Genomic DNA, 15,487 nt, shown 5'->3' on the forward strand with positions numbered 1-15,487 from the left:
GTGAGTTTAATAAGTTGGGGAATGTACCCAAAAATCAAAAATCAAAAATTTTCTCTAAGAGACAGAGCATCTCTATCTGAGTACATGTCAAATACAAATGAGTGTATACCATTTGGAAATGGCAGAAGCTATGGCGACAGTGCTATAAATGAACATATAGTTTATGTAAAGCCGTATAACAATTTTTTAAACTTTGATGAAAATACCGGTATTCTTACATGTCAAGCTGGAGTACTTCTTAGTGAAATACTTGACTCTTTCGTCCCTCGTGGCTGGTTTTTAAAAGTAACACCAGGGACTAAACTTATAACAGTTGGCGGAGCTATTGCCAGTGATGTTCACGGAAAAAACCATCATATAGAGGGCTGTTTTAGTGAGTGTGTTGAAGAGTTTAGCATCATGCTTGAAGACGGGACTATCAAAGCGGTAAAAAAAGGTGATGGGCTTTTTCTAGCTACATGTGGCGGTATGGGACTAACTGGTGTAATACTAGAAGCAAAAGTATCTCTAAAAAAAATCAACTCCAAGTTCATAAACCAGACAACCATAAAAACTAAAAATTTAAAAGAGACATTTGAAGCTTTTGAGAACAATAAACAACTTCCTTATTCTGTAGCCTGGATAGACTGCTTAGCTAAAGATGAAAACATTGGTAAATGTCTACTGATGGTTGGAGACTTTGCAGATGATGGCAACTTAGAATATAAAAGCAAAAAGAAGTTAAGCATACCTTTTAACTTCCCATCATTTGCTCTAAATACTCTAAGCGTAAAAGCTTTTAACTGGCTCTACTACGCAAAAGCACCAGATGGAATCTCAAAACAAAAAGTTGATATAGATACATTTTTTTATCCTTTAGATGCTATAGGAAACTGGAATAGAATTTACGGAAAGAATGGTTTTACCCAGTATCAGTTTATCCTGCCAAAAGAGAACAGTTTTGAAGGACTTCAAGAGATTCTTGGCGAGATTTCTGCCTCTGGCAAAGGCTCTTTTTTAGCAGTTTTAAAACTGTATGGAAAAGAGAACAAAAACTACCTCTCTTTCCCAATAGAAGGCTATTCATTGGCACTTGATTTTAAGATTGAAGATGGTCTTTTTGAGTTATTGGACAAACTTGATGAGATTGTAGTTAAGTACAGCGGTAGAATCTACCTGACAAAAGACGTAAGAGTAAGCAAAGAGACTTTTGAACAGGGTTACCCTCAAATAGACAAGTTTAGAGAGTTTAGAAAAGAGAACAATATGGATAGTAAATTCAATTCATTACAATCAAAAAGGGTAGAAATATGAGTTATGTTTTAATAATTGGCGCAAAAAGTGACATTGCAAAAGAGGTTGCTAGGACTTATGCAAAAAATGGCTACAACCTTTACTTAGCAGCAAGAGAGAGCTCTTCACTTGAAGACTTAAAACAAGATATCGAGGTTCGTTCAGGCGTACATGTAGAACTAAAAGAGTTTGACATAACAGCTTATGAAACTCATGAAAACTTCTACTCAGAACTTGGAGAAAAACCTCTTGGAGCTATAGTAGTCTCTGGTTATATGGTTGAACAAAAACTTGCTCAAAAAGATTGGAATGAATCTCTGCAAACTATAAATGTTAATTATACAGGAGCAGTCAGTATTTTAAATATCATCGCTAATGATTTTGAACGTGAACGCAGAGGTTTTATAGTTGGTGTTAGTTCTGTTGCAGGTGACAGAGGTAGAAAAGCCAACTACATTTACGGAAGTTCTAAAGCTGCTTTTACAACTTATTTAGGCGGTTTAAGAAACAGACTTTACGAGAGCGGTGTGAATGTACTTACGGTTAAACCAGGTTTTGTAAACACTAAAATGACTGAGAACCTAGACCTTCCAGAAAAACTAACTGCTGAACCACAAGATGTAGCAAATGATATCTACAATGCTCAGCAAAAAGGTAGAAATGTACTATATACCAAATCTATATGGGTACTTGTAATGCTGATTATTAAACATATTCCAGAGTTCATGTTTAAGAAAATGAGCATATGAGAGAGTACTATAACAAAGAGCTTAAGACCCTCTATGCAATCTTTTTCTTTAAGATTTTAATCCTATCATTTTTGCCACTTACTGGTGATGAAGCATACTTTATCAAATGGGGACAAAACCTAAGCATGGGTTATTATGACCATCCTCCTATGGTTGGCTGGATTATATACCTAATGAGTTTTGTTAATGATAGCTATGTATTTTTTAGACTTTTTGCAGTTGTCACCACCTTTATAGCAGCTTTCGTTATCTATAAAATAGCCCTACTCTATAGAGTTAACAATGCGAAGGCCCTTTTGGTTGCTCTTATCTTTTTGGCATCACCAATAGACTTGCTACTAGCACTAATGACAAACGATATTACCCTGCTCTTTTTCAGCTCACTTGGAACTCTCTTTTTGCTATATTCTTTAGAGAGAAAAGAGTGGTTTAGGTATGCTCTTCTTGCTGGTATATTTTTGGGTTCTTCATTTTTGAGTAAATATTTTGCTGTATTTTTAATGCTCTCTTTACTTGTTTTTTCACTCTACGTGTACAAATCAAAAGCCATTAAAAATGTGTTGGTAGTTACTTTTGTTATTTTGCTATTTATTGCTGAGAATCTGTACTTTAACTACAATAGTTGCTGGAACAATATAATATTTAACTTCTTTGCCAGAACACAAGAGAATAGTTATAATATAGGTACAGTAATTGGCTATTTTGCACTAATTTTGTACGTTCTCTCCCCATGGGGATTATACTTTTTATTTAAAGCAAAATTTGAAAATACAAAACTGTTAAAACTACTAGTTATCATATTAACCCTTGGCTTTTTTGTATTCTTCGTAGTCTCATTAAAAAATGAAATAGGACTACACTGGTTCTTGATTTTTGTACCATATATATTTTTGCTGTTTACTTTTTTAGATGACAAACACCTTAATAAACTATTCAAATATAATGCTGTTTTTACATTTATACATGTAGCAGTATTTACAACTGTTTTACTAATTCCAACTTCAATGCTAGAAAATCATAAAAAATACTCAGATATACTTATGTATACACAGCCTGAAGAGATTTGTATAGAGATTGACAAACTAAGTGATGGGCAAATTTTCACATACAGCTACTCAACTGCATCAGTTCTCTCCTACTCCTGTGAAAAAGATGTTACGGTACTATTTAGCGGATCAAAATATGGACGTTTTGATGATAAACTACTGGATGTAAGAACTTTGTCAAACAAAGATATAACTCTTTTTAAGAAAAAACCAATTGATGAAAATCAGCTAAAACAAGTTTGTAAATCTTACACTATCGAGAAAAAAGAGATTAAAAATGCAAACTTTTATATGGCTACATGCAGAGAGTTTAACTATGAAGAGTACAAGGCAAACTACTTAGATTTTCAAAATGAAAGATTTTATAATATTCCGGATTGGCTCCCTATTGGAGAGTGCTACTTTAAAGATAGATATTTTAAAAATGATGAGAGTATGTAAATGACACTGGCACTATTTGATTTTGACGGAACGCTAACTTCAAAAGACTCACTTGGAGAGTTTTTAAAATATAGTGTATCACGAGAGAAGTACATCATTAACATGCTCAAATTTACACCATACTTTATTCTTTGGCAACTAAAACTTATGAGAAATGACATAGCAAAACAGAAGCTTTTTAAACTGTTTTACGATGAAATAGATGAAGAAGTTTTCAAAGAGCTAGCCACAAAATTCTCACTTAAAAAAATAGATACTATTATTAGAAAAGAGAGACTAGAAATACTTAAAAACCATCAGGCTAATGGAGACAGAGTTGTAATTGTATCAGCTTCAGTCCAGTGCTGGATACAACCTTGGTGCGATAAAAACAACATCGAACTTCTCTCAACACAGCTTGAGTTTAAAAACAAAAAATTCACAGGCAGGTTTTTAACTAAAAACTGCCATGGAATAGAGAAAGAAAACCGTATTAGAGAACTTCTACATGTAGAAGATTATGAGACTGTCTATGCTTATGGTGACAGTTCTGGAGACACGCAGATGCTCGCTCTTGCTGACAAGGCTATTTTGTACTAATATCTTTTAGGTTATCATTAAATATGGAAGCTAATCAAATTCTTAACCTTTTTTTAGTATAATCAATCAACTTAAAAAAGGTAGAGAAAAACTTAAATGATAAACTATCAAAGCATAAAACCTTGGCTATTTAAACTTCAACCTGAGAATGCCCACCACATAGCAGAGACAGTGCTTAGGCTCCCTAATCTTTGCCAAATTCCTTTTAACTCCTTTTTGGAATCACATTTCATTACCAATGATGTTTTGTCTCAAGAACTTTTTGGACGTACTTTTTTAAACCCTGTCGGACTCGGTGCGGGATTTGATAAAAATGCAACTATGATTCGTGGTATGCAGATATTAGGTTTTGGTTTCACAGAAATTGGAACTCTTACTCCAAAGCCGCAAGAGGGAAATCCTAAGCCCAGAATGTGGAGACACATAGAAGAAGAAACTATCCAAAATGCTATGGGTTTCAACAACGAAGGTCTGCTAAAAGCTCAAAAAAGACTAAAAGAGCGTTTTCCTTTTACAACTCCAATAGGTGTTAACATTGGTAAAAATAAACTCACATCTGAGAGCGAAGCTATAAATGACTATACAACTCTTATTAAAGCACTTCATGAGCTAGGAGATTATTTAGTAATCAATATCTCTTCACCCAACACCCCAGGTCTTCGTGACTTGCAAAATGAAGAGTTTATTACAAAACTTTTCTCTGAGGCAAAAGCTATTACAGATAAGCCAATTTTGCTAAAAATTGCACCCGATATGTCAGTTGAAGATGCAGTTGCACTTACAAAAATGGCAGTAGAAAAAGGTGCTGATGGCATAATTGCTACCAACACTACAATCGACTACTCGCTTGTAAAATCTCCTTATGATAAAGGTGGGCTTAGTGGAGCAGTTTTAAAGAAAAAAAGTTTTGAAATATTTGAAGCTATTGCAAAAGAGCTTTATGGAAAAACGGTACTTATCTCCGTCGGTGGGATTGACTCCGCAAAAGAAGCATATAAACGTATAAAAGCCGGAGCTTCTCTTGTTCAAATACTAAGCGGTCTTGTGTTTCACGGTCCGGACATGATAAAAAATATAAACATTGAGCTTACTGAGCTAATAAAAGCTGATGGATATTCTAATATCACTGAAGCAATAGGTGCAGATAGAAAATGAAACTTTTCTTAGCACTCACACTAATTTTAGGAACTATTATGGCATCATCACTACCTAAGTACGAAACGAAAACTCTAAAAAACGGGTTGCAAATTGTTGTTATTCCATTAGAAAATTCAACTAATGTTATAAGCACTGATATCTTCTACAAAGTTGGAAGCAGAAATGAAGTTATGGGTAAGACTGGTATTGCTCATATGCTAGAGCATATGAACTTTAAATCTACAAAAAACCTTCCAGCTGGTCAATTTGACAAAGAGGTAAAAGGTGTAGGTGGTGTAAATAATGCATCAACTAGTTTTGACTACACTCACTACTATATAAAATCAAGTACAGACAATTTAGGCAAATCTTTAGAGCTTTATGCAGAACTAATGCAAAACCTTAACCTAAAAGATAGTGAGTTCCAACCTGAGCGTGATGTTGTAGCAGAAGAGAGACGATGGAGAACAGAGAATTCTCCTCTTGGGTATTTATATTTTGCAATGTTTAATAACGCCTACACTTACCACCCATACCACTGGACACCAATTGGTTTTATGAATGACATACAAACTTGGACGATTAATGATATAAAAGATTTTCATAAAACTTACTACCAACCAAACAATGCAATTTTAATGGTAACTGGTGATGTAGATGCAAAAGAAGTATTCAAACGTGCAAAGAAAGAGTTTGGAGACATCAAGAATAAAGCAAAAATTCCTGAATTCAAATTTGTAGAGCCCGAACAAGACGGTCCAAAAAGAATCACTATACATAGAGACAGCGAAGTGGAGATGTTAGCTATAACTTTTCATATCCCTGACTTTAAAAGTGAAGACCAAGTTACTCTGAGTGTTATTTCAGAGATTCTATTTTCAGGTAAAAGCTCAAGACTATATAAAGAGTTAATAGATAAAAAACGCCTTGTAAACAGTATATATGCCTACAATATGGAAAATATTGATCCAGGTCTTTTTATATTTTTAACATCTTGCAACCCTGGAGTAAAAGCTGAAGATGTAGAAAAAGAGCTTATAGAGCAGATTGAGCTTATTAAAAATGAAAAAGTACAAAAAAAAGAGATAGAGAAAGTTAAAATTAATTCAAAAGCTGATTTTATCTACTCACTTGAAAGTTCAACTTCTGTGGCAAACCTTTTTGGAAGCTACTTAGTTCGTGGAGACTTAACACCACTGCTAACATATGAAGAAAATATAGAAAAAATAACTGTTAAAAATGTTCAAAATATTGCAAAAAAATATTTTAATTTTGACAAATCCACAACACTGATTTTGAAAAAAGGTAAGTAATTGTTCTGTGTAACTTTTTCAGAATTTAATCAAGCCGTAGAAATATTAGGACTTATTGGTGTTGAAACAAAAGATGATATAAAAAAAAGATATTTAAAACTATCTCGTGAATATCATCCAGACATGAATAATGGTTCTACTGAAAAGTTTCAAGAAATAAATGAAGCATATAAGATTTTGAGCAAGTATGTGGATAGTTTTAAATTTAGATTTACAAAAGAAGAATTTGGAAACCAGCACCCTTTTTCTGTAGGTGATACAGAGTGGCTTCACAAACCAAAAAATACTTAACCATACTATTTACTTACCTAACTTAGAAACAATAGCATCTTCAAAATCATAATAAAACTATTTTAGTTATTTAAGGTTATAAATTATATAATACCTTCTAACGATTTGTTAGACGTACTCATGGACTAGGCTGGAATGGGATGCGTCAAATTTAACAGCCCTATTTATAAGGAGTTTATTATGTTTAAGAAACCACTAATACTATCTATATTGGCAGCTGCGCTATGTTTATCTCCAGGCTTCTCTCTGTCTGCTGAAGATCAGCTTCAAACCCGCGATCAACTTCAGACGCGTGATCAAACACAAATGTATGGTAGTCAGTTGATGACCGAGCAAGAGAGAGCTGAAATGCGCAACAAAATGCGTAATGCAAAAAATGCCCAGGAGAGAGAACAGATTCGTAATGAAAACCATGAACGAATGAAAGTTCGGGCAAAGAAACGTGGTGTAACAATTCCAGATGAGCCAGCTTCAATGGGAAATGGAATGGGGCCTGGTAATGGAATGGGACAAGGCGGCGGAATGGGCGGCGGTCGAAACCGCTAATAACCTAAATAATAAAATTATTTAATTTAAGCGAGGCGCACGGAAACTTGTGTGTCCGCGAAATCTAATTTAAAATCTTTCTTTGTAGGACGTATAGATTATTACTCTTGCTACAAGACTCCCTGAACCTCTCTTTTAATTCTATATCATAAGTAATAATATAAATATCTGCATTAACTGCTTTTAAATCTTCAAAATTTTTAAGCAAGATTCCATCTGCTACATTTTTACCATGGTCACACTTTGTAAAATTAAAAGAGTTTAGAGTTTTACCAAAATCGTATAAATCCGCCTCCCACTCAGCCTTAAACAGATACAAAGAGTCTGGATTACATGATATGTATATATTTTTATCTTCTATTTCAAAAGGCTCAACAATATGAGAAAACATAGGGGAAATATTTGAAAAATTTTCTATGTCCCAAAAAAGATAAGCTTTCCTTGTTTTTACAGGAACTTTTTTATTAAAAAGTATCAAGCTATTGGAAATATTTAAATTTACATAAGCATTGTCATTTATAAATTCTATTTGATTTTTAAGTTTTACTGCGGTTTCGGCACTAAATCTTAAAAGGGATGATAGCTCTATAAACATATCAAGTTCTAAAAGTTCGTCAGAGCACCCTCCTCTTTGATAGCTGTTAAAACTCTTTAGTTTATTGGGTGAATACATAGTTTTCAGAGTTATCTCTTCATTAGAAGAAAAAGCACGTACTATTGATACAAAATGCTTATATGCACTTCTTGTTTTAGGAAGTTCAATATTTCCATAAAATTTTTTATTTATAATAATTTTTTTCATATTAATAATTATATCAAATAAGATGTTGAACTTACTGATATTAAATCTATTTCGATATAATTGCACATTAATTTAAGTAAGGCTAAATAGATGAATATCGTAACTGGTTCAACCACTGCACTGATTACTCCATTTAAAAATGGAAAATTAGATGAGCAGGCTTATGCAGACCTGATAAAAAGACAAATAAACAATGGTATAAATGCTGTTTGTCCAGTTGGAACAACTGGTGAAAGTGCAACTTTATCATCTGATGAAGACAGAAGATGTATGGAAATAGCTGTAGAGGTTTGTAAAGGAACTAATACTAAGGTTCTTGCTGGTGCCGGTAGTAACTCAACATCAGAAGCAATACTAGCTGCAAAAAATGCACAAGAGTGTGGTGTTGATGCTATATTTTCAGTAGCTCCATACTATGTAAAACCTTCTCAAGAGGGACTTTACCAACACTATAAAGCAATAGCTGATTCTGTACCTGAGCTTCCTTTTATGCTTTATAATGTCCCAGGTCGTACTGTTGTTGATATATCTGCTGATACCGTTATTAGACTATTTGATGAAGTAACAAATATCTATGGTATCAAAGAGGCTACAGGAAGTTTAGAACGCACAGTAGAACTTCTTTCTCGTCGTCCTGAGCTTAAAGTATTTTCTGGTGATGATGCTATTGATTATCCTATTTTAGCAAATGGTGGAGCTGGAATCACATCTGTTACTTCAAACTTAATGCCTGATTTAAAAAGTGAATTAGTAAAACTTGCACTTGCTGGTGACTTTGCTGGAGCAAAAGCTATAAATGACAAACTATATCCTCTAAATTCAGTTATGTTTTGCGAAGCTAATCCGATGCCGATAAAAGCGGCTATGTATATTGCTGGTCTTATTGAAACTTTAGAATACCGTCTTCCTCTTACAGCTCCAAGCCTAGAAAGTATGAAGAAAATCGAAGAAGTTATGAAAAACTATGAAATCAAAGGACTATAAATTGACCCAAAACAGCATAGAAGGAAAAACACTATTTATAAGTGGTGGAACTCGTGGAATTGGTAAAGCTATAGTTTACGCTTTTGCTTCAAAAGGCTGCAATGTAGCATTTACATATGCTTCAAGTGCAGATACAGCGAACGAAATCATAGCAGATATAGAAACAAACTATAGTGTTAAGTGCAGAGCTTACAAATTAGACATTTTAGAACCTTTAACATATCAAGATGTATATAAACTTTTTGATGAAGATTTTGATAGACTTGACTTCTTTATATCAAATGCAATTATCTCTGGTCGTGCTGTAGTTGGTGGATTTGCTCCATTTATGAGACTTAAACCAAAAGGTTTAACAAATATATATACTGCAACAGTATCTGCATTCGTTGTTGGAGCACAAGAAGCCGCAAAAAGAATGGATAAGATTGGTGGTGGTTCTATTATCTCTATGAGCTCAACTGGTAACCTTGTATACACTCCAAACTATTCAGGTCATGGAACAAATAAGGCAGCTATTGAGACTATGGTTAAATATGCTGCTGCTGAGCTTGGTGAGAAAAATATCCGTGTAAATGCTGTAAGTGGCGGTCCTATTGACACAGATGCATTAAAAGCATTCCCTAACTACGAAGAGGTGAAAGGTGAAGTTGTTAAACGCTCTCCGCTTAGCCGTATGGGTGAAGCTACAGACTTAACTGGAGCATGTCTATTCTTATGCGGTAGTGAATCTTCATGGTTAACTGGTCAGACTATAGTAATTGACGGTGGAACTTCTTTTCAATAAATAGCTAAACTTTAAAAAGGGTTACAAATGCAGAATATCAATACACTATCACAAGATATACAAGACAAAGTAAAAAATTACAATGAAAAATTTGAAGATATTTTTGAGCTACTTGAGAAGGCGGTTTATAAAGATGACTTAGCGCTTTTCAGCGCAATTGTTAATGAGCTCGAAGATATAAACATCCAAAATAAATATGGATGGACACTTCTACATGTAACAATCAGACGTGAAAGAACTGAGATGGTTGAGCTACTTTTGGAAAAGGGAGCAGATATCAACAAAATAGATGGTGTGGGCTGGACTCCATTAATGGAGTCTATTATGGACAATGTTCCATCTATATGCAAACTTCTAGTTGAAAAAGGTGCAGACAAGTCAATTGCCAACGCTAGAGGTGCGACTGCTCCTATGCTTGCTCAAAAATTTGAACGAACTAATATGTATGAGTATTTAACTTAAAATCTCTGAATAATTACTCAACTAGACTCTGGATCAAGTTCAGGGTGACAAAGATGTCACTACTCCAATCAATCTCGACTCACAAAACTATTTAGCAATTTAGACAATTAACTATATTTAAGTGATATCACTGTATCATTCTCTTTAAATGTACATTACAAGACAGGAATACAAAATGGCAGATAAGAAAATAATGGCTACTATAGTGGCAGCAGTGGCAGCATCTCTTTGCTGTATCACACCTGTATTGGCAGTACTGGTAGGATCAAGCAGTTTAGCTTCGTCTTTTTCTTGGATGCAACCATACCATAACTACCTAGTTGGAGTAACTATTTTAGTGTTACTTTATGCCTGGTGGGATAAGCTAAAAACAAAAAAAGATGATATTAATTGTGCTTGTGATGTTGAAAGCAAGATTGGATTTTTCTCTAGTAAGAAGTTTTTAGCAATAGTTACTCTATTTTCAATTATTATGCTTTCATTTCCTCTATGGGGGTATAAATATTTCAACACTGAGGCAGAGTGTAATAGCTGTACAGTTGGGAATGAAGTTAAAAAACCGGTAAATAACTTACCCGTTTTAAAATACATGAGTAATGAAAAAGCAAATCCTACAGCCTGCAACCAACAGGCTTGCACTGGAACTGGTAATAAAGAGCTTGATGCAATGCTTGCTGACGCAAGAACTGAAGTAGAGGAGATGAGTCCTGCTGTTTTAAAGAAAATGCTTGATAACGGAGAGGATGTTACTCTTCTTGATGTTAGAGGCTCATCAAAAAGAACAAAAGCAGAGATATATACAGATGATGAAAGTTATGCAATATCTAGATGTGATTTAGAATTTAAAGTTTTAGGAACTATTGATAACAAAAACACTGTAGTTGTAGTCTACAGCCGTTTAGGAGCTAGAAGCCTATTAGCAGCACAAGCAATGAAACATTTGGGTTATAAGAATGTTTATAATCTAACTGCAGGTGTAAAGGGCTGGGCGAGAGCTGGATATCCTTTTTCTGAGGATGAAAAACCTGTGATTAAATCAGAGGGTGAGATATAAATTACGGTAGATAAAGCTACTAAATAGATTTAGTAGCTTTGATAATAAAACAGCTATATGATTGATAGCTATTAGTTGGTGTCAAATGCTGCATCTCAATACTCTCTATAAGCTCTAATCCATCTATCAGCTCTTCTTTCATCTTTTGAGCATCATACTGGATAATATCCAGTCCACAACATTGTTTAGGTCCATCAATTGCAAAAGTATTTATAATTGCTATTCCTCCAGACTTTAATGCCTGATACATACTCTTAAAATAGTTTTTTCTATCATTAGAATCTAATAAAAAATGAAAAACAGCTCTATCATGCCAAAGAGAAAAACTGTTTGTTGCTTCAAACTGTGTTACATCACAACATATATATCTAACAGCTGAGCCCAACTCTCCAAGTCTCTCTTTTACAACATCCAAAGAAGATTCAGCAATATCAAGAAGGGTAATATTTTTATAACCCTTCTCAATAAGTTTATCAACCAATAAAGAAGCTCCGCAGCCTACATCTATAATTGCATCATAATGTGAAATACCATACTTATGTATAAGCTCTAAAGAGAACTCAGGCGAGTTTTCGTGCCACAAAACCTGAGTATAATCTTTTTCAATAAAAACATCATTCCAATGCTTTTGTCTACTCTGCTTTAATATATTTTTTACAGCCCTAAAAGTAGCTCCTCTTGTAGTCTCTGATGTAGTGTAATCAGTCAAACCTGTGCACTCAATATCTGTAAAGCCAGCTTTATACATAATATCTATAAGCTTCTCTTGTTTTAACGTTCCAGCTACACAATTTGCCCAAGAATTCTCTTCTTCACTACTTGCACAGCAACTCTCTTCTTTTGCTACTTCTACTGAACAACATGTAGATAATTCATCATTTTTTGATATATCAATAATGTCTGCAAAAAATAGTTTTCCATCTGGTTTTAATATACGAAATATCTCAGCAAACACACTCTCTTTACAGCTTGTTAAATTAATTGCACCGTTAGAAATCACTACATCAACACTCTCATCTTCTAGTGGTATATTCTCAAAACTACTCTCTATAGCATCTACATGTAAGAAGCCTGACATATTGGCATGTTCTTTTGCTTTTTTAACCATCTTTGGTGTTATATCAACGCCAATAGCTCGTCCATCTTTTCCTACAAGTAATCCGCTAATAAGTAGATCAACACCAGCACCGCAGCCTAAGTCAACAACAACATCTCCGCTATTTATTTCTGCATTTAAAAATGGATTTCCAACAGCTGCACAATATTTCCATATATCTTTAGGCAAAACTTCAAACCACTCATCCCTATATCTTTGAGCTTTAGCATTACTAAGCCCTTTTTCCCATCCGAAATCTTTTGATGGATTGTCTGCAAGATCTGAGTATAGTTCAATAATTGAGTCCAGGTTTGCCATAATATTCCTTTGTTTTTATACGTAAAATAATATCATAATTTAGTCTATTTAGTAATTTAGACAATTAACTAGTTTTCAATAGATATATAGTAATTAAATAAAGAAAAGTGTATTTATTTTGATTATACAAAAAATTTGTATATAATTAATTAAAGGCATAAAAATGAAAATCATTATTATAATTGAATTACTTATTGTATTTATTATTGGAAACTATATCACTGGCTGTGCATCTACCCCTACTACTATTAGTAGCAGCAGTAAAAACAATCTAAACCTTGCTTCATTGCAAAGCCAAATAACAGCCGTCAATAAATACCCAGCATGTATTGAAAGCATAGACAACCCTTGTACTGAAGTTCAACTAATCGCTGTAAAACAAAATAGTGAACTTATTAAGTACATTATTAACCCAGCGAAAGAGGTTCAATTAATTGCAATGAAAGAGGACCCTTCCACGATAATGTACATCAAAAGTCCGGATAAAGAGGTTCAGCTAATTGCAATAAAACACAACACTGACTATATTAGATACATACAAAACCCTGATAAAGAGATACAACTTATATCTGTAAATAAAGACCCTTCAGTAATTATATACATCAATAATCCTGATAAAGAAGTCCAGCTTACTGCTATTAAACAAAATTTCGACCTCATTAAGTATATTAAAAACCCAGACAAAGAAGTTCAACTTGTTGCAATAAAGCAAAATCCTGAGCTAATTGAGTATATAAAGAACCCAGACAAAGAAATTCAACTTATTGCTGTCAAACATAACGTAAACCTTATTAAAGACATTCAAAATCAACATAGAACAGTTCAGCTTATTGCAATAAATGAAAATCCTGAGCTTATTGAGTATATAAAGAACCCAGACAAAGAAATTCAACTTATTGCCATTAAGAAAAATCCTAGTCTTGTTAAATATATTAAAAATAAAGATAAAGAGGTTCAGATTTATGCAATTAGGCACAATGCAAATCTAATTGAATACATAGAAAATCCAGATAAAGAAGTCCAACTTACTGCAATTAAACAAAACCCAGAACTTATTAAATATATAAAATATCCAGATAAAGAAGTTCAACTTATTGCTGTTAAGCACAGACCTGAACTTATTGAGTATATAGAAAATCCATATAAAGAAGTTCAATTTATTGCTGTTAAAGAAGATTCAGGACTAATTACATATATAAATAATCCAGATACTGAAGTTCAACTATTAGTTTATAAAAAAATCTATTCTAGAAATAAACCAAAAAATTATTTAATCTCAGATAAAAGTATAAAGATTCAAATTACTGACTCAAATCTAAATATAAGTAATAAAACAACTAAGTCAATAAAAATCATCTCTATAATAGAGCATTATGGAGATGAGGAATATCCTCTTAGTTCGTTATTTATTTATCCAAATAAAGACAAAAGTATTTATCTTCCATTTAGAAGATCTTTTATAATTAATTCATTAGAGCAAAAATTCAAATATGGATTTTCAATTGAGTATGTAATTGATAATTCTAATAAAGTTTTTAGTATAAATGGGGTAAAAGCTTATGAAGCAATAGAGTTTATTAAATAAGAAAGGTTATTACATGAGTGTATTATTAGAGTTTAGCATGTTCCCAACATCGAGTAATTGCAGAGATGGAGATTCGGTTTCAGCACAGGTCAGCAAGATAGTAGATGTTATAGACAAATCTGGAGTTGCATATCAACTTACCCCAATGGGGACAGTGATTGAGACAGATACAATGAAAGAAGCATTAGCTATTATAGAGCTTGCTTATGAGCAAATCAATGGGTGTGACAGAGTCTATTCATCTCTGAAATTCGATATTAGAAAGAACACGAAGAACAGGCTTAAGACAAAGATTGCTTCGGTTGAAAAAGTTTTAAATAGAAAAGTAAACCATTAGTGGTTTACTTCAAAACCTACTGTTACTTTTTAGAATTTAATCTTGATTGATACTCCTGCGGATGATCACAAACAGGACAGTTTTTTAACGCTTTTTTACCATAATGGACATGTCCACAAACTTCACAGATCCAAGCTTCTTCTTTATCTTCACTAATAAATTCAGCATCTATTTCAAGTCTCTGCAAAAGCATTTTAAACATATTCTCATGTTCAACTTCAATCTTACCTATTCCAGAAAATAGTTTAGCAGCTTCACTGAATCCCTCTTCTTTTGCTATTTTGGCAAAATCAGGATACATTTTTAAGTTTTCATAAGATTCACCATCAATTGCGGATTGAAGATTATCTTTTGTATTTCCAAAACTATTATCACTACTATTAGTCATTCTATTGTTTAGTGCAAGTTCCATCTTCGCATGATGTTTTTCATTATTAGCTGCTCTTTGAAAGTGCTCTGCTATATCTCTATAACCCTCTTTTTGTGCTACCTTAGCAAAATATTCATATTTGTTTCTAGCTTGTGATTCACCGGCAAAAGCTTTCATTAAATTTACAGAAGTTAAGCTTTGAGTAACCATCTCCATAGCTTGTCCACAACAATGCAACTCACCTCCACCCACATTTTGTAACTCTACCACATTTCCACATTTATTACATCTGTACGACTCATTCTTTCTCACAACAACTCC

At 33.4% G+C, this 15,487-nt stretch carries 18 protein-coding genes; 14 read left to right on the forward strand and 4 right to left on the reverse strand.

Annotated elements, in window-relative coordinates; genetic code table 11:
- The 7 genes from HUE87_RS07420 to HUE87_RS07450 all read left to right on the forward strand — a co-directional run bounded on the left by HUE87_RS07420 (nt 1) and on the right by HUE87_RS07450 (nt 6,828).
- A complete protein-coding gene (locus HUE87_RS07420) occupies nt 1-1,293 on the forward strand; it encodes an FAD-binding oxidoreductase (RefSeq protein WP_229855082.1) in 1,293 nt (430 codons plus the stop codon).
- Nucleotides 1,290-2,021 carry an SDR family oxidoreductase gene (locus HUE87_RS07425; RefSeq protein ID WP_194365567.1) on the forward strand — a complete coding sequence of 244 codons (732 nt, stop codon included), beginning with the start codon at nt 1,290-1,292 and terminating at the stop codon, nt 2,019-2,021. Before HUE87_RS07420 ends, HUE87_RS07425 begins: the two co-directional genes overlap by 4 nt.
- The gene (locus tag HUE87_RS07430; RefSeq protein ID WP_194365568.1) at nt 2,018-3,508 is read left to right on the forward strand and encodes an ArnT family glycosyltransferase; all 1,491 of its coding nucleotides are present in this window, start codon (nt 2,018-2,020) and stop codon (nt 3,506-3,508) included. The genes HUE87_RS07425 and HUE87_RS07430 overlap by 4 nt, the downstream gene beginning before the upstream one ends.
- Nucleotides 3,509-4,087 (forward strand): HAD-IB family hydrolase, encoded by a 579-nt coding sequence (locus HUE87_RS07435; RefSeq protein WP_194365569.1) that lies wholly within the window; start codon nt 3,509-3,511, stop codon nt 4,085-4,087. It begins immediately after the preceding gene.
- Nucleotides 4,088-4,183: 96 nt separating this feature from the next.
- Nucleotides 4,184-5,242, forward strand: a complete 1,059-nt coding sequence (locus HUE87_RS07440) for a quinone-dependent dihydroorotate dehydrogenase (RefSeq protein WP_194365570.1) — start codon at nt 4,184-4,186, stop codon at nt 5,240-5,242.
- Nucleotides 5,239-6,537, forward strand: coding sequence for a M16 family metallopeptidase (locus tag HUE87_RS07445; RefSeq protein ID WP_229855083.1), 1,299 nt, complete (start codon nt 5,239-5,241; stop codon nt 6,535-6,537). The genes HUE87_RS07440 and HUE87_RS07445 overlap by 4 nt, the downstream gene beginning before the upstream one ends.
- The gene (locus HUE87_RS07450; protein WP_194365571.1) at nt 6,538-6,828 is read left to right on the forward strand and encodes a J domain-containing protein; all 291 of its coding nucleotides are present in this window, start codon (nt 6,538-6,540) and stop codon (nt 6,826-6,828) included. It begins immediately after the preceding gene.
- A gap of 205 nt (nt 6,829-7,033) precedes the next feature.
- Here the strand turns inward: HUE87_RS07450 and HUE87_RS12700 are convergent, their stop codons facing one another.
- On the reverse strand, nt 7,034-7,201 hold the full coding sequence (locus tag HUE87_RS12700; protein WP_229855084.1) for a hypothetical protein: 168 nt from the start codon (nt 7,199-7,201) through the stop codon (nt 7,034-7,036).
- Nucleotides 7,202-7,248: 47 nt separating this feature from the next.
- Here HUE87_RS12700 and HUE87_RS12815 point away from each other — a divergent pair, with 47 nt between their 5' ends.
- On the forward strand, nt 7,249-7,374 hold the full coding sequence (locus HUE87_RS12815; RefSeq protein WP_268246165.1) for a hypothetical protein: 126 nt from the start codon (nt 7,249-7,251) through the stop codon (nt 7,372-7,374).
- A gap of 64 nt (nt 7,375-7,438) precedes the next feature.
- Here the strand turns inward: HUE87_RS12815 and HUE87_RS07460 are convergent, their stop codons facing one another.
- Nucleotides 7,439-8,176 carry a hypothetical protein gene (locus HUE87_RS07460; protein WP_194365573.1) on the reverse strand — a complete coding sequence of 246 codons (738 nt, stop codon included), beginning with the start codon at nt 8,174-8,176 and terminating at the stop codon, nt 7,439-7,441.
- 90 nt (nt 8,177-8,266) lie between these two features.
- On the opposite strand from HUE87_RS07460, the gene dapA reads away from it, so the two are divergent.
- From dapA to HUE87_RS07480, 4 genes are all read left to right on the forward strand, one after another.
- Nucleotides 8,267-9,160: a 4-hydroxy-tetrahydrodipicolinate synthase gene (gene dapA, locus HUE87_RS07465; RefSeq protein ID WP_194365574.1), complete on the forward strand. Its 894-nt coding sequence runs from the start codon at nt 8,267-8,269 to the stop codon at nt 9,158-9,160.
- A gap of 1 nt (nt 9,161) precedes the next feature.
- Nucleotides 9,162-9,944 carry an enoyl-ACP reductase gene (locus tag HUE87_RS07470; protein ID WP_430732972.1) on the forward strand — a complete coding sequence of 261 codons (783 nt, stop codon included), beginning with the start codon at nt 9,162-9,164 and terminating at the stop codon, nt 9,942-9,944.
- 27 nt (nt 9,945-9,971) lie between these two features.
- Nucleotides 9,972-10,406 (forward strand): ankyrin repeat domain-containing protein, encoded by a 435-nt coding sequence (locus HUE87_RS07475; RefSeq protein WP_194365576.1) that lies wholly within the window; start codon nt 9,972-9,974, stop codon nt 10,404-10,406.
- Nucleotides 10,407-10,581: 175 nt separating this feature from the next.
- Nucleotides 10,582-11,460, forward strand: a complete 879-nt coding sequence (locus HUE87_RS07480) for a mercuric transporter MerT family protein (RefSeq protein ID WP_194365577.1) — start codon at nt 10,582-10,584, stop codon at nt 11,458-11,460.
- Between the two features lie 19 nt (nt 11,461-11,479).
- Here HUE87_RS07480 and HUE87_RS07485 read toward each other — a convergent pair whose 3' ends face one another.
- Entirely contained in the window at nt 11,480-12,874 is a 1,395-nt protein-coding gene (locus tag HUE87_RS07485) for a class I SAM-dependent methyltransferase (protein WP_194365578.1), read from the reverse strand.
- Between the two features lie 163 nt (nt 12,875-13,037).
- Between HUE87_RS07485 and HUE87_RS07490 the strand changes: the two genes are divergently transcribed.
- Both HUE87_RS07490 and HUE87_RS07495 read left to right on the forward strand, forming a co-directional pair.
- Nucleotides 13,038-14,459, forward strand: coding sequence for a DUF4116 domain-containing protein (locus HUE87_RS07490; RefSeq protein WP_194365579.1), 1,422 nt, complete (start codon nt 13,038-13,040; stop codon nt 14,457-14,459).
- A 13-nt stretch (nt 14,460-14,472) separates the two neighbouring features.
- On the forward strand, nt 14,473-14,796 hold the full coding sequence (locus HUE87_RS07495) for an MTH1187 family thiamine-binding protein (protein WP_194365580.1): 324 nt from the start codon (nt 14,473-14,475) through the stop codon (nt 14,794-14,796).
- A 22-nt stretch (nt 14,797-14,818) separates the two neighbouring features.
- Here the strand turns inward: HUE87_RS07495 and HUE87_RS07500 are convergent, their stop codons facing one another.
- Entirely contained in the window at nt 14,819-15,478 is a 660-nt protein-coding gene (locus tag HUE87_RS07500; protein ID WP_194365581.1) for a ferritin family protein, read from the reverse strand.
- Nucleotides 15,479-15,487 lie beyond the last annotated feature (9 nt).

It is taken from the genome of Candidatus Sulfurimonas marisnigri, from assembly GCF_015265475.1.
Lineage (GTDB): Bacteria > Campylobacterota > Campylobacteria > Campylobacterales > Sulfurimonadaceae > Sulfurimonas > Sulfurimonas marisnigri.

Excerpts from the sequence above, each read along its gene's own strand:
- HUE87_RS07425 (WP_194365567.1), top strand. The coding sequence starts at position 1,290 with ATGAGTTATGTTTTAATAATTGGCGCAAAAAGTGACATTGCAAAAGAG.
- HUE87_RS07430 (WP_194365568.1), top strand. The coding sequence starts at position 2,018 with ATGAGAGAGTACTATAACAAAGAGCTTAAGACCCTCTATGCAATCTTT.
- HUE87_RS07435 (WP_194365569.1), top strand. The coding sequence starts at position 3,509 with ATGACACTGGCACTATTTGATTTTGACGGAACGCTAACTTCAAAAGAC.
- HUE87_RS07440 (WP_194365570.1), top strand. The coding sequence starts at position 4,184 with ATGATAAACTATCAAAGCATAAAACCTTGGCTATTTAAACTTCAACCT.
- HUE87_RS07445 (WP_229855083.1), top strand. The coding sequence starts at position 5,239 with ATGAAACTTTTCTTAGCACTCACACTAATTTTAGGAACTATTATGGCA.
- HUE87_RS12815 (WP_268246165.1), top strand. The coding sequence starts at position 7,249 with ATGAAAGTTCGGGCAAAGAAACGTGGTGTAACAATTCCAGATGAGCCA.
- HUE87_RS07460 (WP_194365573.1), bottom strand. The coding sequence starts at position 8,176 with ATGAAAAAAATTATTATAAATAAAAAATTTTATGGAAATATTGAACTT.
- dapA (WP_194365574.1), top strand. The coding sequence starts at position 8,267 with ATGAATATCGTAACTGGTTCAACCACTGCACTGATTACTCCATTTAAA.
- HUE87_RS07475 (WP_194365576.1), top strand. The coding sequence starts at position 9,972 with ATGCAGAATATCAATACACTATCACAAGATATACAAGACAAAGTAAAA.
- HUE87_RS07480 (WP_194365577.1), top strand. The coding sequence starts at position 10,582 with ATGGCAGATAAGAAAATAATGGCTACTATAGTGGCAGCAGTGGCAGCA.
- HUE87_RS07485 (WP_194365578.1), bottom strand. The coding sequence starts at position 12,874 with ATGGCAAACCTGGACTCAATTATTGAACTATACTCAGATCTTGCAGAC.
- HUE87_RS07490 (WP_194365579.1), top strand. The coding sequence starts at position 13,038 with ATGAAAATCATTATTATAATTGAATTACTTATTGTATTTATTATTGGA.
- HUE87_RS07495 (WP_194365580.1), top strand. The coding sequence starts at position 14,473 with ATGAGTGTATTATTAGAGTTTAGCATGTTCCCAACATCGAGTAATTGC.